Source organism: Rivibacter subsaxonicus, from assembly GCF_004217215.1.
Classification (GTDB): Bacteria; Pseudomonadota; Gammaproteobacteria; order Burkholderiales; family Burkholderiaceae_C; genus Rivibacter; species Rivibacter subsaxonicus.
Window position 1 is genome coordinate 475,868 of the sequence record NZ_SHKP01000004.1, and the last position, 16,039, is coordinate 491,906.

At 69.7% G+C, this 16,039-nt stretch carries 12 protein-coding genes; 7 read left to right on the forward strand and 5 right to left on the reverse strand.

The window, feature by feature from the left end; genetic code table 11:
• Nucleotides 1-65 precede the first annotated feature (65 nt).
• From EV670_RS02125 to EV670_RS02140, 5 genes are all read right to left on the reverse strand, one after another.
• Entirely contained in the window at nucleotides 66-1,817 is a 1,752-nt protein-coding gene (locus EV670_RS02125) for a diguanylate cyclase (RefSeq protein ID WP_242616802.1), read from the reverse strand.
• A gap of 40 nt (nucleotides 1,818-1,857) precedes the next feature.
• Nucleotides 1,858-3,306, reverse strand: coding sequence for an oxygenase MpaB family protein (locus tag EV670_RS02130; RefSeq protein WP_130430164.1), 1,449 nt, complete (start codon nucleotides 3,304-3,306; stop codon nucleotides 1,858-1,860).
• A gap of 218 nt (nucleotides 3,307-3,524) precedes the next feature.
• Nucleotides 3,525-5,204: an NAD(P)/FAD-dependent oxidoreductase gene (locus tag EV670_RS02135; RefSeq protein ID WP_130430165.1), complete on the reverse strand. Its 1,680-nt coding sequence runs from the start codon at nucleotides 5,202-5,204 to the stop codon at nucleotides 3,525-3,527.
• 156 nt (nucleotides 5,205-5,360) lie between these two features.
• Nucleotides 5,361-5,528 carry a hypothetical protein gene (locus tag EV670_RS18640; protein ID WP_165393210.1) on the reverse strand — a complete coding sequence of 56 codons (168 nt, stop codon included), beginning with the start codon at nucleotides 5,526-5,528 and terminating at the stop codon, nucleotides 5,361-5,363.
• An 86-nt stretch (nucleotides 5,529-5,614) separates the two neighbouring features.
• On the reverse strand, nucleotides 5,615-6,526 hold the full coding sequence (locus EV670_RS02140) for a LysR family transcriptional regulator (protein WP_130430166.1): 912 nt from the start codon (nucleotides 6,524-6,526) through the stop codon (nucleotides 5,615-5,617).
• Between the two features lie 235 nt (nucleotides 6,527-6,761).
• Here EV670_RS02140 and EV670_RS02145 point away from each other — a divergent pair, with 235 nt between their 5' ends.
• The 7 genes from EV670_RS02145 (at nucleotide 6,762) to EV670_RS02175 (ending at nucleotide 16,014) form a co-directional block, all read left to right on the forward strand.
• A complete protein-coding gene (locus EV670_RS02145) occupies nucleotides 6,762-7,700 on the forward strand; it encodes a glycosyltransferase (protein WP_130430167.1) in 939 nt (312 codons plus the stop codon).
• Nucleotides 7,701-7,817: 117 nt separating this feature from the next.
• A complete protein-coding gene (gene gcl / locus EV670_RS02150) occupies nucleotides 7,818-9,608 on the forward strand; it encodes a glyoxylate carboligase (RefSeq protein WP_130430168.1) in 1,791 nt (596 codons plus the stop codon).
• Nucleotides 9,609-9,613: 5 nt separating this feature from the next.
• Nucleotides 9,614-10,393, forward strand: coding sequence for a hydroxypyruvate isomerase (gene hyi, locus EV670_RS02155; protein ID WP_130430169.1), 780 nt, complete (start codon nucleotides 9,614-9,616; stop codon nucleotides 10,391-10,393).
• Nucleotides 10,287-11,339, forward strand: a complete 1,053-nt coding sequence (gene glxR, locus EV670_RS02160) for a 2-hydroxy-3-oxopropionate reductase (RefSeq protein WP_130430170.1) — start codon at nucleotides 10,287-10,289, stop codon at nucleotides 11,337-11,339. Before hyi ends, glxR begins: the two co-directional genes overlap by 107 nt.
• Before the next feature lie 22 nt (nucleotides 11,340-11,361).
• On the forward strand, nucleotides 11,362-12,648 hold the full coding sequence (locus EV670_RS02165) for a glycerate kinase type-2 family protein (protein WP_130430171.1): 1,287 nt from the start codon (nucleotides 11,362-11,364) through the stop codon (nucleotides 12,646-12,648).
• Nucleotides 12,649-12,856: 208 nt separating this feature from the next.
• The gene (locus EV670_RS02170; protein ID WP_130430172.1) at nucleotides 12,857-14,653 is read left to right on the forward strand and encodes a DUF1302 domain-containing protein; all 1,797 of its coding nucleotides are present in this window, start codon (nucleotides 12,857-12,859) and stop codon (nucleotides 14,651-14,653) included.
• An 11-nt stretch (nucleotides 14,654-14,664) separates the two neighbouring features.
• Nucleotides 14,665-16,014 carry a DUF1329 domain-containing protein gene (locus tag EV670_RS02175; RefSeq protein ID WP_130430173.1) on the forward strand — a complete coding sequence of 450 codons (1,350 nt, stop codon included), beginning with the start codon at nucleotides 14,665-14,667 and terminating at the stop codon, nucleotides 16,012-16,014.
• Nucleotides 16,015-16,039: the final 25 nt, after the last annotated feature.

The window sequence follows — 16,039 nt, forward strand, 5'->3', positions numbered from 1 at the left end:
ACCCTGCTCGCTGGCGCGGAGGGCGCTTTCGGGGCCGTGCCGCCGGTCGGCCGCGTTGGCCGTCGCTACTCGAGCACGAGGTCGAGTTCGCCGCGGCGCAGGCAGTTCTTGCCGCTCTGCTTGCCCAGGTACATCGCCGCATCGGCGCGCCTGAGCAGGTCCACGGCATCGGTGCCGTCGTGCGGGACCAGCACGTAGCCGATCGTCAGGCCGACGCTGCAGCGCTGGCGGCTCAGGTCGAAAGGCGCCTCGAAGGCCTCGAGCAGCTTGCTGCCGAGGTCGTGCGCCTGGCGCTCGTTGTGCGGGCCACTGGCCATGACGACGAACTCGTCGCCGCCGACGCGTGCCACCACGTCGCTGCTGCGCAGGTGCGCCTTCAGGCGCTGGGCCACCGCGACCAGCAATTCGTCGCCGACATCGTGGCCGAAGCGGTCGTTGACCTGCTTGAAGCCGTCGAGGTCGAGCATGTAGACCGCCAGCATGTGGTCCGGGCTGCAGCGCGGCAGCGCCGCGCCGAGCCTGGCGTTGAGGCCGCGGCGGTTGGGCAGGCCGGTCAGCGGGTCGGTGTGGGCGAGCGACAGCAGCACGTCGCGCTCGCGGTGCACATGCTCGGCGGCGGCGGCGGCGGCCATCGCGCGCAGGCCGATCACGCGCATGAAGATCAGCATGTCGAGCGTGGCGCCGATCTGGAACGAGTGCATGCTCAGGAAGCCCCAGTCGACGCGACCCTTGATGAGCCCGACCATCAACGCGGTCGTGACGAAGTAGCCGGCCCAGGCCACCAGGAAATAGCCGCCGATGGCGTCGCCGCGCCGTGCGCGCCGGATCGCGCCCGGCATGCCCATCAGCGCCGGCGCGAGGACGACGGTGCCGACCACCAGGCTGACCAGATGCACGTCGATCAGGTCCAGGGCATAGGCCAGCGCGACCCCGAACAGGAAGATCGCGCCGCCCTTCATCACGCGGCTGAAGTAGCGGCCGGCATCGGGCCCGGCCAGCACATGCTCGACGAACAGGAAAGTGCCGGCGCCGGCGATCAGCGCCAGCAGCCCGGGCGCCTTGATCTCGACCCACAGGTTGTCGGTCCAGAGGTACTGGGCGCCGATGCCGAACTGCGCCACCGAGAACAGCAGGCTGGCGGTGGTGAGGATCGCGTACTTGAGATAGAGCGTGTCGCGCAGGCCCCACCACTGGATCAGGCTGTAGATGACCAGGCACAGCCCGAGTCCGGCGAGCAGGCCCTGCAGCATCTGCTCGCCCAGTGCGCGCGCGTGGAAGGCCGACAGCGTGTTGAAGCTGATCGGCAGGATGCGCGCGCCGAGCGTCTGCACGCGCAGCAGCAACTGGTAGTCGCGCCCCGGCAGCAGCAGCAGCTCCACCGAATGGGTGCGGCTGGCGATCGGGCGCTCGGCAAAGGGCTGCAGATTGCCCATCTGCGCCTGCTGCACCACTCGCCCGTCCTGCACCAGGAACAGGTCGACGCGATTGAGCGGCGCGTACTCGATGTCGAGGACGCGCGGCTCGCGCGCCTCGGCCGGCACAGAGAAGGGAATGCGCAGCCAGGTCGCGTCGCGGTTGAGCCCGAGCGTGGCGTAGGCCGTGGTCGGCGGCTCGAAGCGCTCGGGGGCGGCCAGCACCTGGGCCAGGTCGAGCTTGCCGCTGGCGTCGACCATCACGGTCACGGCGGGCCAGGCCTCGACGCGTGCCTGCCGGTCGTCGAGCACCAGCGCGGCTGGCGCCGCCGCTGCTGTCAGGCAGCTCGCGGCGAGCAGCAGCGCCCCGAGCAGGGCGCGCCACGGCAGGTGGAGGTGACTCATCGCGCGGGTGGGCGTCTGCTGTGGTGGCTCGAAGCCGGCCTCAGGCCGCCATCGCGGCGTCGCGGCCGCGCGTGCAGCGGGCCTCGAGGCGGTTGAGCCAGCCCGGCGCACGCGGGTCGTTGCCCCAGCCGTTCATCATGCCGTGCGCGCGTTGCAGCACGTGCTCGGGCAGCTTCAGCGGCCGCGTCTGGTCCATCAGGAAGCGCGTCATCAGCTGGTAGCCCACCAGGCGCGTGATGAAGCGCGAGATCGAGAAACCGGGCACGAACAGGCGCACGAAGCGGTCGATGCCGCTGATCACGAACAGGCACACCGCGAACACCGCCCTCGACCACCACGACACATGCTGGTCGAGGCCGATGTCACGCGAGGTGGCCGGCCCGCACAGCTGCCGTGTCAGCAGCACCGGGAAGGGCTTGGCGATCCGCAGCGGGATGATCTTTGCCATCGACTCCATCAGCGCGCGCCCGAGCTCGGGCCGCGGGTCGGGCTTGATCGGCTGGGCCCGGCCGCGCGCCTGCATGCGCGCGAACAGCGCCGCGGCCTCGTCCATGGTCTCTGCCATCAGCTCGCGCTCGATGCCGAGCACGTGGCCGACGACGTTCCAGGCATGGAGGTAGGCCTCCTCGTCGTGGCGTTCGAGGCCGACGCCGAGCGTGCGCAGCCCGCGCAGGAAGACATAGCCGAAGGTCAGCAGCGTGTAGGCCAGTTCCTCCTGGCTGCAGGGCAGGCCGTCCTCGCCCAGCTTCCAGCCGTGGATGAACAGCGCGTGGTGCATGTCGCCGGCCGCCGCCGTCGAGGCCGGCATGGGCGCCACGACGCCGGCGCCGACCACCTTGCGCTGCGAGCCGAGTGCGGCGACCGCTTCCTGCGGGCTGCCGCGCAGGATCAGGTGGCGCACCGTGGCATGGATCAGGCGCACCTTGAGCACCTGGGCCAGGCCGCCGCCGTCGGGCGCGTTGAGGCCGCCACGCATCATCAGCGGGAACACCATCGCGGCGGTCGAGCGGATGCGGTACTCGGTGCGCCGCTCGAGCTGGCCGGTCTGGTGCAGCACCTCCGACAGGTCGGGCACCACGTAGCACTCGGGCAGGCTGGCGCAGAACAGCAGGGTGCAGGAGAGCACGCCGTGGTCGATGAACAGCTGCTCGGCGCGGTCGATCGCTGCGTGGTCGGCCCAGGCCGGCAGCACCTGGGCCTGGCGCACGTAGGCCTCGAGCGGGCCGGCGACCTCGGGCGGCACGCTGGCGTCGGCGCGCCAGGTCTCGATCCCGCGGTTGGTTTCCCACTGCGCGAAGACCCGGTTGACCGCTTCGAGGCGCCGCCAATGGTCGGCGTGCATCGACTGCAGCGTGCCGGTCGCGCTGGGGGGGGCGATCGCGTCCCAGGGACCGAGGATGGCGGCGATGGTGGCGTCGGCCAGAGGGTCGGCCTGGTACTCCATGCGGTCGAGCAGCTCGTCGGGGGCGGCCTGGCGGGACATGTTCATGCGCTTCTTGTTCGGAGTTCTGGCGGTGCAAGAGCCGGACCACGTCCGGGCCCTCCGCCCAACCTCCGATCTTCGCCCGACTCGGCCGGATCGCGTCACCGGTCAAGCCCCTGAGGCGCGTGAACTTAGTCCTCGAAAGCCTGTCTGTAAGCGACTGTGCGCGAGACGGAGCGCGGCTCTGGGGCCGGCGGGCCTGTGCTGCCCGGGACGCGCACGTCCTAGGCTGTAGCTACCGCCCGGCCCAGCAAGTCGGCCCCCAGTGCCTCGGCCACCTCGATGCCGTCGACCGCGGCCGACATGATGCCGCCCGCGTAGCCCGCGCCCTCGCCGGCCGGGTAGAGCCCGGCCACGTTGAGGCTCTGCAGGTTGCGGCCGCGCGTGATGCGCAGCGGCGAGGAGGTCCGCGTCTCGACCCCGGTCAGCACCGCATCGGGCAGCGAGAAGCCCTTGATCTGGCGCTCGAAGGCGGGCAGCGCCTCGCGGATCGCGGCCAGCGCGTAGGCCGGCAGGCTGGCGCGGCCGGCGGCGTCCGGCTCGTGCAGGTCGGTCAGGTGCACGCCCGGCTTGTAGGAGGGCAGAACGTTGCCGAAGGCGCTGCTGTGCTGGCCCTTGATGAAGTCGCCGACCAGTTGCCCCGGGGCCTGGTAGCCGCCGCCGCCCATCACGTAGGCGCGCGACTCCCACAGCCGCTGGAAGGCCATGCCGTCGAGCGGGCTGACCGGGCCGTCGCTGCGGCCGTCCTGGCGATAGTCCTGTGGCCCGATGCCGACCACGATGCCGGCATTGGCGTTGCGCTCGTTGCGCGAGTACTGGCTCATGCCGTTGGTGACCACGCGCTCGGGCTCCGAGGTCGCGGCGACCACGGTGCCGCCGGGGCACATGCAGAAGCTGTAGACCGAGCGGCCGTTGCTGGCGTGGTGCACCAGCTTGTAGTCGGCGGCCCCGAGGATCGGGTGGCCGGCGTTGGAGCCGAAGCGGGCCGCGTCGATCAGGCTCTGCGGATGCTCGATGCGATAGCCGATCGAGAAGGGCTTGGCCTCCATGAACACGCCGCGCTCGTGCAGCATCGTGAAGGTGTCGCGCGCGCTGTGGCCGAGCGCCAGCACCACGTGGTCGGCGCGCAGTTGCTCGCCGCTGGCGAGCACCACACCGCGCACATGGCGCGATCCCTCGCGGCCCTCGATCAGCACATCGCTCACATGCTGGCGAAAGCGGATCTCGCCGCCGAGCGCCTCGATGTCGGCACGCATCTTCTCGATCATGCTGACCAGGCGGAAGGTGCCGATATGCGGCTTGCTGACGAACAGGATCTCTTCCGGCGCGCCGGCCTTGACGAACTCGGCCAGCACCTTGCGCGTGAGGTGCCGGGGGTCGGAGATCTGGCTCCAGAGTTTGCCGTCGGAGAAGGTGCCCGCCCCGCCCTCGCCGAACTGCACGTTCGACTCGGGATCGAGCACGCCCTGGCGCCACAGGCCCCAGGTGTCCTTGGTGCGCTGGCGCACTTCCTTGCCGCGCTCGAGCACGATCGGGCGCAGTCCCATCTGGGCCAGGATCAGCGCGGCAAACAGGCCGCAGGGGCCGAAGCCGACCACCAGCGGGCGCCGCTCGTGCGGCCAGTCGGCCGGCGCCTGCGCCACCAGGCGGTAGTTCGTGTCGGGCGTGGGCCGGATGTGCGGATCGCCGGCCAGGCGTGCGAAGACCGCGGCCTCGTCGGCGAGTTCGCAATCGAGCGTGTAGATCAGCACGATCGCCGTCTTCTTGCGCGCGTCGTAGCTGCGCTTGAAGACGCTGAAGCCCTTCAGCGCGGCATCAATGATGCCCAGACGCTCCAGGATCGCCGGTCGCAGCGCGTCCTCGGCATGGCGCAGCGGCAGTCGAAGATCGGTGATCCGCAGCATGGTGCGATGTCAGGACGGACGGGCGACGGCCTTCGGCGGACGCAGAAAATCATGCCGGGCCGGGAACGGCAGGCACGATTTCGGTTCGATGCTGGGCCCGAGCGCGGGGCATCGGGTCCGGTGTCGGCGCGGCGGCGGGGCCGCGCCGAAGCGGATTCAACCGCCCTTGTGCGGGCGCTTGCCCGGGTTCTTCTTGCTGCGGGTGTGCGAGCCACGCTCGAGGCTGCACTTCTGGCCGCGGCCGGTGGTCTGCGTCATGCCCGCCACGGGGGTGGGCCGGGGGGTCGCGCGACGGTCGGCTTCGGTGATGATCTTGTTGCCCATGATTGGCTCGGCTGAAGATGGGTGGAAAACCCTTGATTAGGCCACAACCCGGCTCGCCGCCGTGGTGAGCGCTCCCGCCGGACCCGCTACAAGGCCCACCAGTCGCCCCGAAACTGCGGCTGCAGGAAGTCGATGAAGGCGCGCACCTTGGCCGGCACCAGTTTGGGCGAGGGGAACACCGCATGGATCTCCTGCGCCGGCAGGCCGTGGCCGCCGAGCACCGGCAGCAGCCGGCCGGCGCTGACCGCGGCGTGCGCCACGTACCAGGGCAGGGCGGCAATGCCCAGGCCCGCCTCGCAGGCCGCCAGCAGCGCGCTCAGGTTGTTGCTGCGCAGCGGGCCATGCACCGGCACCGTGAACTGGCGGCCATCGGCGGCGGAGGTATCGACGAACTGCCAGCGCGCATCGCCCATCACGCTGCTGTAGACGAGGCAGGCATGCCCGGCGAGTTCGGCCGGCGTGGCCGGCGTGCCGCGCGCCCGCAGGTAGGCCGGCGCCGCGGCCAGCAGCCAGGGGTTGCTGCCGAGCCAGCGCGCGCCGAGCGTGGAATCGGCCAGGCTGCCCATGCGCAGCGCGACGTCAACGCCCTGTTCGACCAGGTTGACGTAGCGGTCGTCGAAGCTGAGGTCGACCAGCAACTGCGGATGCTCGCGCATGAAGGCCAGCACCAGCGGCGTCAGCACGCGCCGGCCGAAGGCGACCGAGGTGCTGACGCGCAAGGTGCCGGCCATGCCGGCGCCGGCGAGCTGGGCCACGTTGTCGGCCTCCTCGAGGTCGCGTGCGATCGCCTTGCACTTGTCGTAGTAGAGCTGGCCGACCTCGGTCGGACTGACGCCGCGCGTGCTGCGGTGGAGCAGGCGCGCCCCGAGGCGCTGTTCGAGTGCCGCCACATGCTTGGTGGCGGTCGGCTGGGCGATGCGCAGTTCCTCGGCGGCCTTGCTGAAGCTGCCGGTCTCGACGACGCGGATGAAGAGCTCGATGCCGGTGATGCGGTCCATGCGCGGACTTTATTAGGTGCGAACGGCGGGCGCGCACCCGAGGCGGTGCCCGTCGCAGCGGCGCGGCGTCCGCCGCCGGGCGCCGCTTCGAGCAGACGATGGCGTCGGCGTCGATCCCGGCTTTAGGCGGGGGCGCCACACAGCCGTTGCGGGTGATCAACCGCCAAGTCAGACTTGTTGGCCTGTGCGCCAAGGGATTGACAAGTGCGGTGCGTCAAGAGCCGCCAACTTCCACATGAGCCCCACTCCCACGAGCAGTCAACTCGAAGCTCGCCTGCCGAGCGTGACCGTGGTCATCGTCTCCGACGAGCGATCCGTCGATCGCTCGTGGCAGAACGAGACCAAGGCGATCGAGGCCTTCGCCACCCAGGACTATCGCGGTGCGATCGACATCCTGCTGGTCGACAGCGAACGCCATCGCTGCGGGTTCCCGGCGCAGCTGCTGGCGGAGCATCCTCGGCTGGCGGTTGATTTCCTGGTGGCCGAGAGTTCGTCGGCGCTCAAGAACCTGGGCGTTGCCAAGGCCCGCGGCGAACTGGTGGCGGTGTTCGAGGCCGACTGCGTGCCCTTGCCGGATTGCCTGTCGCGGCTCGTGGCCACGTTGCTGCAGTACCCGCACATCAGCGGCGTCAGCGCGAGGACGGTGTACCGCGGCGCCGACCGGAGTTCGCTGCGTCGCTGCCTGGGCTTCATGGGGCGCGGCCAGCAGCAGATCGACCGCCTGGGCGAGGTGCCGTTCGTCTCCAGCGACGCGCAGCTGGTGCGTACCGAGGTGGCCAGGCAGTTCCCGCTGCAGGAGCTGCCCTCGCCCTTCATCTCGGCGCAACGTCGGAACGTGGCCCTGCGGGAGGCCGGACACCGCCTCATGTACGACCCGCAGGCCATCAACATCCACGAGTTCGACGGCGTCGGCTTCGAACTCGAGTACCGCCGGCAAAAGGGCTTTCAGGCCATGGAGCGCCAGTCGTCCAAGTCGCTGTCGAAGGTGCTGCCGCTGGCAGCCAGGAACAGCCGGCGGCTGCTCGGTCACTTGCGTTCCAGTGGCCACCGCGAACTCAAGCCGCTCGACACGCCGCTGGCTCTGACGCTGAGCCTGCTGCTGCCGGTCCTGGAGATCGGCGGCATGCTCGATTCGCTTCGCGGGCGCGACACCACCGGCCAGCGGTTCCGATAGCCCGCGCTGCCAGCGCGTCATTCCGCCGCGGAATAGCACTTATCGCCTGACCGCCGTTCACAAGCCGACGCCCGGCCGCGACCATCCTGCCCAGGACTGAAGCTGCAGGAGATGGCGATGGCAAAGATGAAGGCCGCAATGGCCGCGGTGCTGGTGATGGAGAAGGAAGGCATCAGCCAGGCCTTCGGCGTGCCGGGTGCGGCGATCAACCCGCTCTACGCGGCGCTGCGCGAGCGGCAGTCGATCGCCCACATCCTGGCGCGCCATGTCGAGGCCGCCTCGCACATGGCCGAGGGCTACACCCGGGCCCGGGCCGGCAACATCGGCGTCTGCATCGGCACCTCGGGTCCGGCCGGCACCGACATGATCACCGGGCTCTACTCGGCCAGCGCCGACAGCATCCCGATCCTGTGCATCACCGGCCAGGCGCCGCGGGCGCGGCTCTACAAGGAAGACTTCCAGGCGGTCGACATCGAGTCGATCGCCAAGCCGGTCACCAAGTGGGCAGTCACGGTGCGCGAGCCGGCACTGGTGCCGCGCGCCTTCCAGCAGGCTTTTCACCTGATGCGCTCGGGCCGGCCCGGTCCGGTGCTGATCGACCTGCCCTTCGACGTGCAGATGGGCGAGATCGAGTTCGACATCGACAGCTACGAGCCGTTGCCGGTCTACAAGCCGGCCGCGACGCGCAAGCAGATCGAGCGTGCGCTCGACATGCTGCAGGCCGCGAGCAAGCCGCTGATAGTCGCCGGCGGCGGCATCGTCAACGCCGACGCAAGCTCGCTGCTGGTCGAGTTCGCCGAACTCACCGGCGTGCCGGTGATCCCGACGCTGATGGGCTGGGGCACCATTCCCGACGACCACCCGCTGATGGCCGGCATGTGCGGGCTGCAGACCAGCCACCGCTACGGCAACGCGACGATGCTGGCGAGCGACTTCGTGCTCGGCATAGGCAACCGCTGGGCCAATCGCCACACCGGCTCGACCGAGGTCTATTGCAAGGGCCGGACCTTCGTCCACGTGGACATCGAGCCCACGCAGATCGGCCGCGTGTTCAACCCCGATCTGGGCATCGTCAGCGATGCCAAGGCGGCGCTCGAGCTCTTCGTGCAGGTCGCGCGCGAGCGCAAGGCGGCGAGCCGGCTCAAGGATTTCGGCGACTGGGCCGCGCGCTGCGCCGAGCGCAAGAAGCTGATGCATCGCAAGACCCACTTCACCGAGACGCCGATCAAGCCGCTGCGCGTCTACGAGGAGATGAACAAGGTCTTCCCCCGCGACACGGTCTACGTCACGACCATCGGCCTGTCGCAGATCGCCGGCGCGCAGTTCCTGCATGTCTACGGCCCGCGCCAGTGGATCAATTGCGGCCAGGCCGGCCCGCTCGGCTGGACCATCCCCGCCGCGCTCGGCGTGGTCGCGTCCGACCCGACCCGCACCGTGGTCGGCCTCTCGGGCGACTACGACTTCCAGTTCCTGATCGAGGAGCTCGCGGTCGGTGCCCAGTTCCGCCTGCCCTACGTGCAGGTGCTGGTCAACAACAGCTACCTCGGCCTGATCCGCCAGAGCCAGCGCGGCTTCGAGATGGACTACTGCGTGCAGCTCGCCTTCGAGAACCAGAATGTCGAGGACGCGGCGCTGCGCAGCTACGGCGTCGACCACCAGGCGGTGGTGCAGGGGCTGGGTTGCAAGTCGCTGCGCGTGACCGACCCCGAGAAGATCGAAGGCGCGATGATCGAGGCCCAGGCCCTGGCGCGAAAGTACAGCGTGCCGGTGGTGGTCGAGGTGATCCTCGAGAAGGTCACGAACATCGCGATGGGCACCGAGATCGACAAGATCAACGAGTTCGAGGAGATCGACTGCCGCCATCCGGAGGGCCGCCAGGGGCTCGAGATGGCGGGATTGCTGGAGTGAACCCGATGCCACGCTTCGCCGCCAACCTCTCGATGCTCTTCACCGAGGTGCCCTTCCTCGACCGCTTCGAGCGCGCCGCCAAGGCCGGCTTCACGGCCGTGGAGTTCCTCTTTCCCTACGCCTTCGCGACCGCCGACATCAGGGCCCGGCTGGATGCCAATGGTCTGCAACTCGTGCTGCACAACCTGCCCGCCGGCGACTGGGACGCGGGCGAGCGTGGCATCGCCTGCATCCCCGGCCGCGAGGCCGAGTTCTGCGCCGGCGTGGCGCAGGCGATCGAGGTCGGCACCGCGCTCGGCGTGCCGCGCCTGAACTGCCTGGCCGGCAAGATGCCGGCCGGTGCCGACGAGGCGGTGCTGCGCGCCACCTTCGTCGCCAACCTGAAGTTCGCCGCCGCCGAGTTGCACCGGGCCGGCCTGCAACTGCTGATCGAGCCGATCAACCGCTACGACATCCCCGGCTTCTTCCTCAACCGCACCGAGCAGGCGATCGCGATCCTCGACGAGGTCGGCGTGCCCAACGCCTTCGTCCAGTACGACATCTATCACGCACAACGGACCGAGGGCGAGATTGCCGCGACGCTGCAGAAGCACCTGGCGCGCATCGGCCATGTCCAGCTCGCGGACAACCCGGGCCGCAACGAACCCGGCAGCGGCGAGCTGAACTGGCCCTTCCTCTTTGCGCACCTCGACCGCATCGGCTACCAGGGTCACATCGGCTGCGAGTACAAGCCGGCCAACGGCACCGAGGCGGGGCTGGGCTGGCGGCAGAAGCTGGCGCAGTGAACAAGAACCAAGGCAAGCCATGACGACAACTTCCCTCAAGCTCGGATTCATCGGCCTGGGCATCATGGGCGCTCCGATGGCGGGCCACCTGCGCGCCGCCGGGCACGAACTCTTCGTCCACACCCGCAGCAAGGTGTCGGCGGCGCTGGCCGAGGCCGGCGCCGTCTCGTGCGGCTCGGCCACCGAGGTCGCCCAGTGCGCCGACATCGTCTTCCTGATGCTGCCCGACACGCCGGATGTCGAAGCGGTGCTGTTCGGCGAGCAGGGCGTCGCGGCCGGCCTGACGAAATGCGATCGCGGCCCGGACGGCCGCGTGGGCAAGACCGTGGTCGACATGAGCTCGATCTCCCCGATCGAGACCAAGGCCTTCGCGCAGAAGATCAACGCGCTCGGCTGCGACTACCTCGACGCCCCGGTCTCGGGCGGCGAGGTCGGCGCCAAGGCCGCCAGCCTGACCATCATGGTCGGCGGGCCCGAGGCCGCCTTCGAGCGGGTCAGGCCGCTGTTCGAGCTGATGGGCAAGAACATCACCCTGGTCGGCGGCAACGGCGACGGCCAGACCTGCAAGGTCGCCAACCAGATCATCGTCGCGCTCAACATCGCCGCGGTCGGCGAGGCGCTGGTCTTTGCCAGCAAGGCCGGGGCCGACCCGGCCAAGGTGCGCGCGGCGCTGATGGGCGGCTTCGCCGCCAGCCGCATCCTCGAGGTGCATGGCGAGCGGATGATCAAGCGGAGCTTCGCGCCGGGATTCCGCATCGGGCTGCACCAGAAGGACCTGAACCTGGCGCTGGCCGGCGCGCGCGCGCTCGGCGTCGCCCTGCCGCAGACCGCCGGGGCGGCGCAGCTGATGAACGCCTGCGCCGCCAACGGCGAGGGTCAGCTCGACCACTCGGCGCTGGTGCGGGCGCTGGAGCTGATGGCCAACCACAAGGTCATGCCGGACTGAAGAAACGCGCGAAGATCCGCGCATGGATATCGAACCCCGCACCTTCCTCCGCTCGTTGTTCGACACCGCCGTTGCCGCGGCCCAGCCCTCGCTGGTGACGGCCGCGCATCTGCCGGCGCCACCCAAGGGCCGCACGCTGGTGCTCGGCGCCGGGAAGGCCGGCGGCGCGATGGCGGCGGCGGTCGATGCGCTGTGGCCCAAGGACGCGCCACTGTCGGGCCTGGTCGTGACCCGCTACGACCACGTGCCGCCGGCCTACCGGGCCAGTCCCGGCCGCATCGAGGTGGTCGAAGCCGCGCACCCGGTGCCGGACGAAGCCGGGGCCCAGGCCGCGCGTCGCATCGTCGAACTCGCCCGCGGTCTCACGGCCGATGACTTGGTGCTGTGCCTGATCTCCGGCGGCGGCTCCTCGCTGCTGTCGATGCCGGCCGAAGGCCTCACGCTCGACGACAAGCAGCGCATCAACCGCGCGCTGCTGCACAGCGGCGCCAACATCACCGAGATGAACTGCGTGCGCAAGCACCTCTCGGCGATCAAGGGCGGGCGCCTGGCGGCGCTGTGCGCGCCGGCGCGGGTGATCACGCTGCTGATCTCCGACGTGCCGGGCGACGACCCGAGCGTGATCGCCAGTGGCCCGACCGTGGCCGACGCCAGCAGCTGCGCCGACGCGCTGGCGATCCTGCAGCGCTATGCGATCGAGGTGCCGGGCGCCGCGCTGGAAGGCTTGCGCAGCGGCGCCTTCGAGACGCCCAAGCCGGTCGACCCGCGCCTGCAGCGCAACGAACTGCGCATGATCGCCACGCCGCAGCAGAGCCTCGAGGCCGCCGCGGCGGCGGCACGCGCGGCCGGCGTCGAGGCGCACATCCTCAGCGACGAGATCGAGGGCGAGAGCCGCGAGGTCGGCAAGGTCCACGCGGCGCTGGCGCGCGCGGTGGCGCGGCGCGGGCAACCCTTCGCCAGGCCCTGCGTGATCCTCAGCGGCGGCGAGACGACGGTGACGGTGAAGAGCAAGGGCGGCCGAGGAGGGCGCGCCACCGAGTTCCTGCTCGGCTGCGCGATCGCGCTGCAGGCCGAGCCCGGCGTCTGGGCGCTGGCTGGCGACACCGACGGCATCGACGGCGTCGAGAGCAACGCCGGCGCCATCGCCGGACCCGACACGCTGGCGCGCGCCACGGCGCTCGGCCTCAAGGCGCAGGAGCGGCTCGATGCCAACGACGCCTGCAGCTTCTTCGAGGCGCTCGGCGACCTCGTGACCACCGGCCCGACCTTCACCAACGTCAACGATTTCCGGGCCTTGCTGGTGCTGTAGCCAGCCGCTGGCAGCGTCTGCCCGCCCGCCGTCTCCCGGGCGCCTTTTTGGCGCCGCCCCGGGGCAATCCCACCCCCACGCCAGCCCGCCGTGCCCCCCGCCAAGAGGGGGGGATGAAAGGGGTCTGCCGCTCAAAATTTTCGCCAGCACTCGACAAGGCGCAGCGCGCTGCGCGACGTGCGGGTTCAGATCAACGAGCGGAGACTTCATGCGCCACCCGAGACCTTGTGTCGTCCCTTCCCGCGCGGGCACCAGCCCCCTGCGGATCACTGCCGTCGCGACGGCCGCGCTGGCCGCATTGCTGGCCACCGGCGGCGCGCAGGCCTTCGAGATCGATACGGGTAATCCCGATATCGCGATTCGCTGGGACAACACCGTGCGTGCCAACCTCGCCGCCCGCGTCGAGAACCGTGACGACAAGATCGGCAACACGCCGGCCGCCGACGAGGGCACCTGGCTCTTCGACCAGGGCGACATGGTCGCCAAGCGCCTGGACCTGCTGTCCGAGCTCGATGTCATCTACAAGAAGCGCTACGGCGCCCGCATCAGCGGCGCCGGCTGGTTCGATGCTGCCTACGGCAGCAACGGCCGCTCCAACCCGAATCCGCCGCTGTCGCAGATTCCGAGCTACATCAACAACGTCTTCAGCAGCACCACCAAGCGCCTCTATCGCGGCGCCTCGGGTGAACTGCTCGATGCCTTCGTCTTCGGCGGCGTCGACCTCGGCGACGTGCCGGTCAACGCCAAAGCCGGCCGTCACACGATCTACTGGGGCGAGTCGGTCTACCTCGGCGGCCACCTGCACAGCGTGTCGTACGCGCAGTCGCCGCTGGATCTGCAGAAGGGCTTCGCCACGCCCGGCACCGAAGTCAAGGAACTGTTCCGTCCGCTGAACCAGTTGTCGGCGCAGGCACAGATCACCGACACCCTGTCGCTGGCTGGCCAGTACCTGCTCGAGTGGGAGCCGGCGCGCTTCCCCGAGGGCGGCACCTACCTCGGCCCGGTGGACTTTGCGTTCAACGGCCCCGATCGCTTTCTGGTGGCGAACCTGCCGAACAACCCGGCGCTAGGCCCCTTGGCAGGACAAGGCGTCGGCTTCACGCGCGGCAACGCCGCGGAGCCGAAGCAACGCGGCGAGTGGGGCCTGGCGGCACGCTGGACGCCGGAACTGCTCGATGGTGGAACGGCGGGCCTCTACTATCGCGATTTCGCCGACAAGCTGCCGCAGGCGCTGGCGACCAAGGTCACCTTGAGCCCCGCGCTGCCGGGCGTGGGCAGGGTGCCGCTGGCCAGCGGCAGCGAATACAACATGATCTACGCTGACCGCATCCAGCTGCTCGGCGCCAGCATTGCGAAGAATATCGGTTCGGTGAGCGCCAGCGCCGAGATCTCGTACCGCAAGAACATGCCGCTGAACTCGCAGATCCTGGGCGTCGCCCCCGGCCTGCCCGAGCAAGGCGAGACCAAGGGCCCGCGCGGCAATACCTGGCACGGCCTGGTCAACATGCTGGGCGCGATCGCGAAGACGCCGCTGTTCGACGCCGCGACCTTTGGCGCCGAATTGCAGTGGATGCACCTGGACAAGGTCACCAGCGGTGAGACCCTGTTCAACGGTGTCGGCTACGCGCCCTGCGCCGCCGTCGGCACCGCGCCGGCCAAGGGCAAGTGGGACGGCTGCGCGACGAGCAGTTACGTCGGCACGAGCCTGGCCTTCACCCCGACCTGGTTCCAGGTCTTGCCCGGGGTCGACTTGTCGGCGCCGATGTCCTACGCCGTGGGCCTCAAGGGCAATGCGGCCGTCACCTTCGGCGGCAACCAGGGCCTGGGTAACTACACCTTGGGCCTGTCCGCCGACGTGCAACAGAAGTACCGCTTCGACCTGAAGTACGTCGACTTCGTCGGCCACTACAAGGACAACGGCACCTCCGTCACGGCCGTCAACGGTTTCACGACCTATCTGGTCGACCGCGGCTTCGTCAGCCTGACCTTCAAGACTACTTTCTGAGGATTGCCACGATGAACCGCAATTTCCATCGCATCACCGTCGCAGCCGCTCTGCTCGCTGCCTTTGGCGCGCAGGCCGCCGTCAGCGCCGACGAGGCCAAGGCCCTGGGCGGCAACCTGACGCTGATCGGCGCCGAGAAGGCCGGCAACGCCGCCGGCACGATCCCCGCCTACGCCGGCGGTCTGACCACGCCGCCGGCTGGCTTCAAGGCCGGCGACGGCATCCGCCCGAACCCGTTCGCGGCCGAGAAGCCGCGTCTGCAGATCGACGCCAAGAACATGGCCGCGAACGCGGGCCAGTTGACCGAAGGCACCAAGGCACTGCTGCAAAAGTACCCCACGATGCGCGTCGACGTCTACCCGACGCACCGCACCGTCGCGTTCCCGAAGTTCGTCACCGAAAACACGGCCAAGGCCGCGGTCACCGCAAAGACCACCAACGACGGCCGTTCGATGGAAGGCGCGCATGCCGGCTTCCCGTTCCCGATCCCCAAGACCGGCAACGAGGCGATGTGGAACCATCTGGTGCGCTTCAACGGCGTCGCCTATGAGGCCAAGTACCGCAACCTGAGCGTCGATGCCAGCGGCCGCGCGACCCTGTCGACCGAAGGCCTCAGCACGCAGGAATTCCCGTACTGGGACATCGCCAAGCCGACGGCCGACACCTACTGGCGCATCAAGCTGAGCTACACCGGCCCGGCGCGGCGCGCCGGCGAGGCGCTGATGCTGGTCGACCCGCTCGACATCGGCAGCAAGGACCGCAAGGCCTGGATGTACCTGCCCGGGCAGCGCCGCGTGAAGGTCGCACCGGACCTGTCGCACGACACGCCGAACCCCGGCACCGCCGGTGCGACGACCTTCGACGACACCTTCATCTTCAACGGCTCGATGGAGCGCTTCGACTTCAAGCTGGTCGGCAAGAAGGAGATGATCGTCCCGTACAACGCCTATGGTGCGGTCTACCAGGCCAAGCAGGATGAACTGCTGAAGCCCGGCCATCTGAACCCTGATCTGGTGCGCTGGGAACTGCACCGCGTCTGGGTCGTCGAGGCGACGCTGAAGGAAGGCAAGCGCCATGTCTACAGCAAGCGCACCTTCTACCTCGACGAGGACTCGTGGGCGGCGGTGGCTTCGGACGAGTACGACGCCCGCGGCCAGCTCTACCGCGCCGGCTTCGCCTACATGGCGCCGAGCTACGACCTGCCGGCGCCGTACACCGACATGTTCGGCCACTACGACCTGGTGTCCGGCGTCTACTCGGTGACCGGCTTCACCGCCGAGACCGGCGGCATGCGCCAGACCAAGCCGCTGGCCGAGCGCGAGTGGACGCCCGACGCCCTGGCCGGCGCCGGCATCCGCTGAAGTCAGCCGCAGTGCACGGAGTCCT

Excerpts from the sequence above, each read along its gene's own strand:
- EV670_RS02140 (WP_130430166.1), bottom strand. The coding sequence starts at position 6,526 with ATGGACCGCATCACCGGCATCGAGCTCTTCATCCGCGTCGTCGAGACC.
- EV670_RS02130 (WP_130430164.1), bottom strand. The coding sequence starts at position 3,306 with ATGAACATGTCCCGCCAGGCCGCCCCCGACGAGCTGCTCGACCGCATG.
- EV670_RS02175 (WP_130430173.1), top strand. The coding sequence starts at position 14,665 with ATGAACCGCAATTTCCATCGCATCACCGTCGCAGCCGCTCTGCTCGCT.
- EV670_RS02170 (WP_130430172.1), top strand. The coding sequence starts at position 12,857 with ATGCGCCACCCGAGACCTTGTGTCGTCCCTTCCCGCGCGGGCACCAGC.
- hyi (WP_130430169.1), top strand. The coding sequence starts at position 9,614 with ATGCCACGCTTCGCCGCCAACCTCTCGATGCTCTTCACCGAGGTGCCC.
- gcl (WP_130430168.1), top strand. The coding sequence starts at position 7,818 with ATGGCAAAGATGAAGGCCGCAATGGCCGCGGTGCTGGTGATGGAGAAG.
- EV670_RS02125 (WP_242616802.1), bottom strand. The coding sequence starts at position 1,817 with ATGAGTCACCTCCACCTGCCGTGGCGCGCCCTGCTCGGGGCGCTGCTG.
- EV670_RS02165 (WP_130430171.1), top strand. The coding sequence starts at position 11,362 with ATGGATATCGAACCCCGCACCTTCCTCCGCTCGTTGTTCGACACCGCC.
- EV670_RS18640 (WP_165393210.1), bottom strand. The coding sequence starts at position 5,528 with ATGGGCAACAAGATCATCACCGAAGCCGACCGTCGCGCGACCCCCCGG.
- EV670_RS02135 (WP_130430165.1), bottom strand. The coding sequence starts at position 5,204 with ATGCTGCGGATCACCGATCTTCGACTGCCGCTGCGCCATGCCGAGGAC.
- EV670_RS02145 (WP_130430167.1), top strand. The coding sequence starts at position 6,762 with ATGAGCCCCACTCCCACGAGCAGTCAACTCGAAGCTCGCCTGCCGAGC.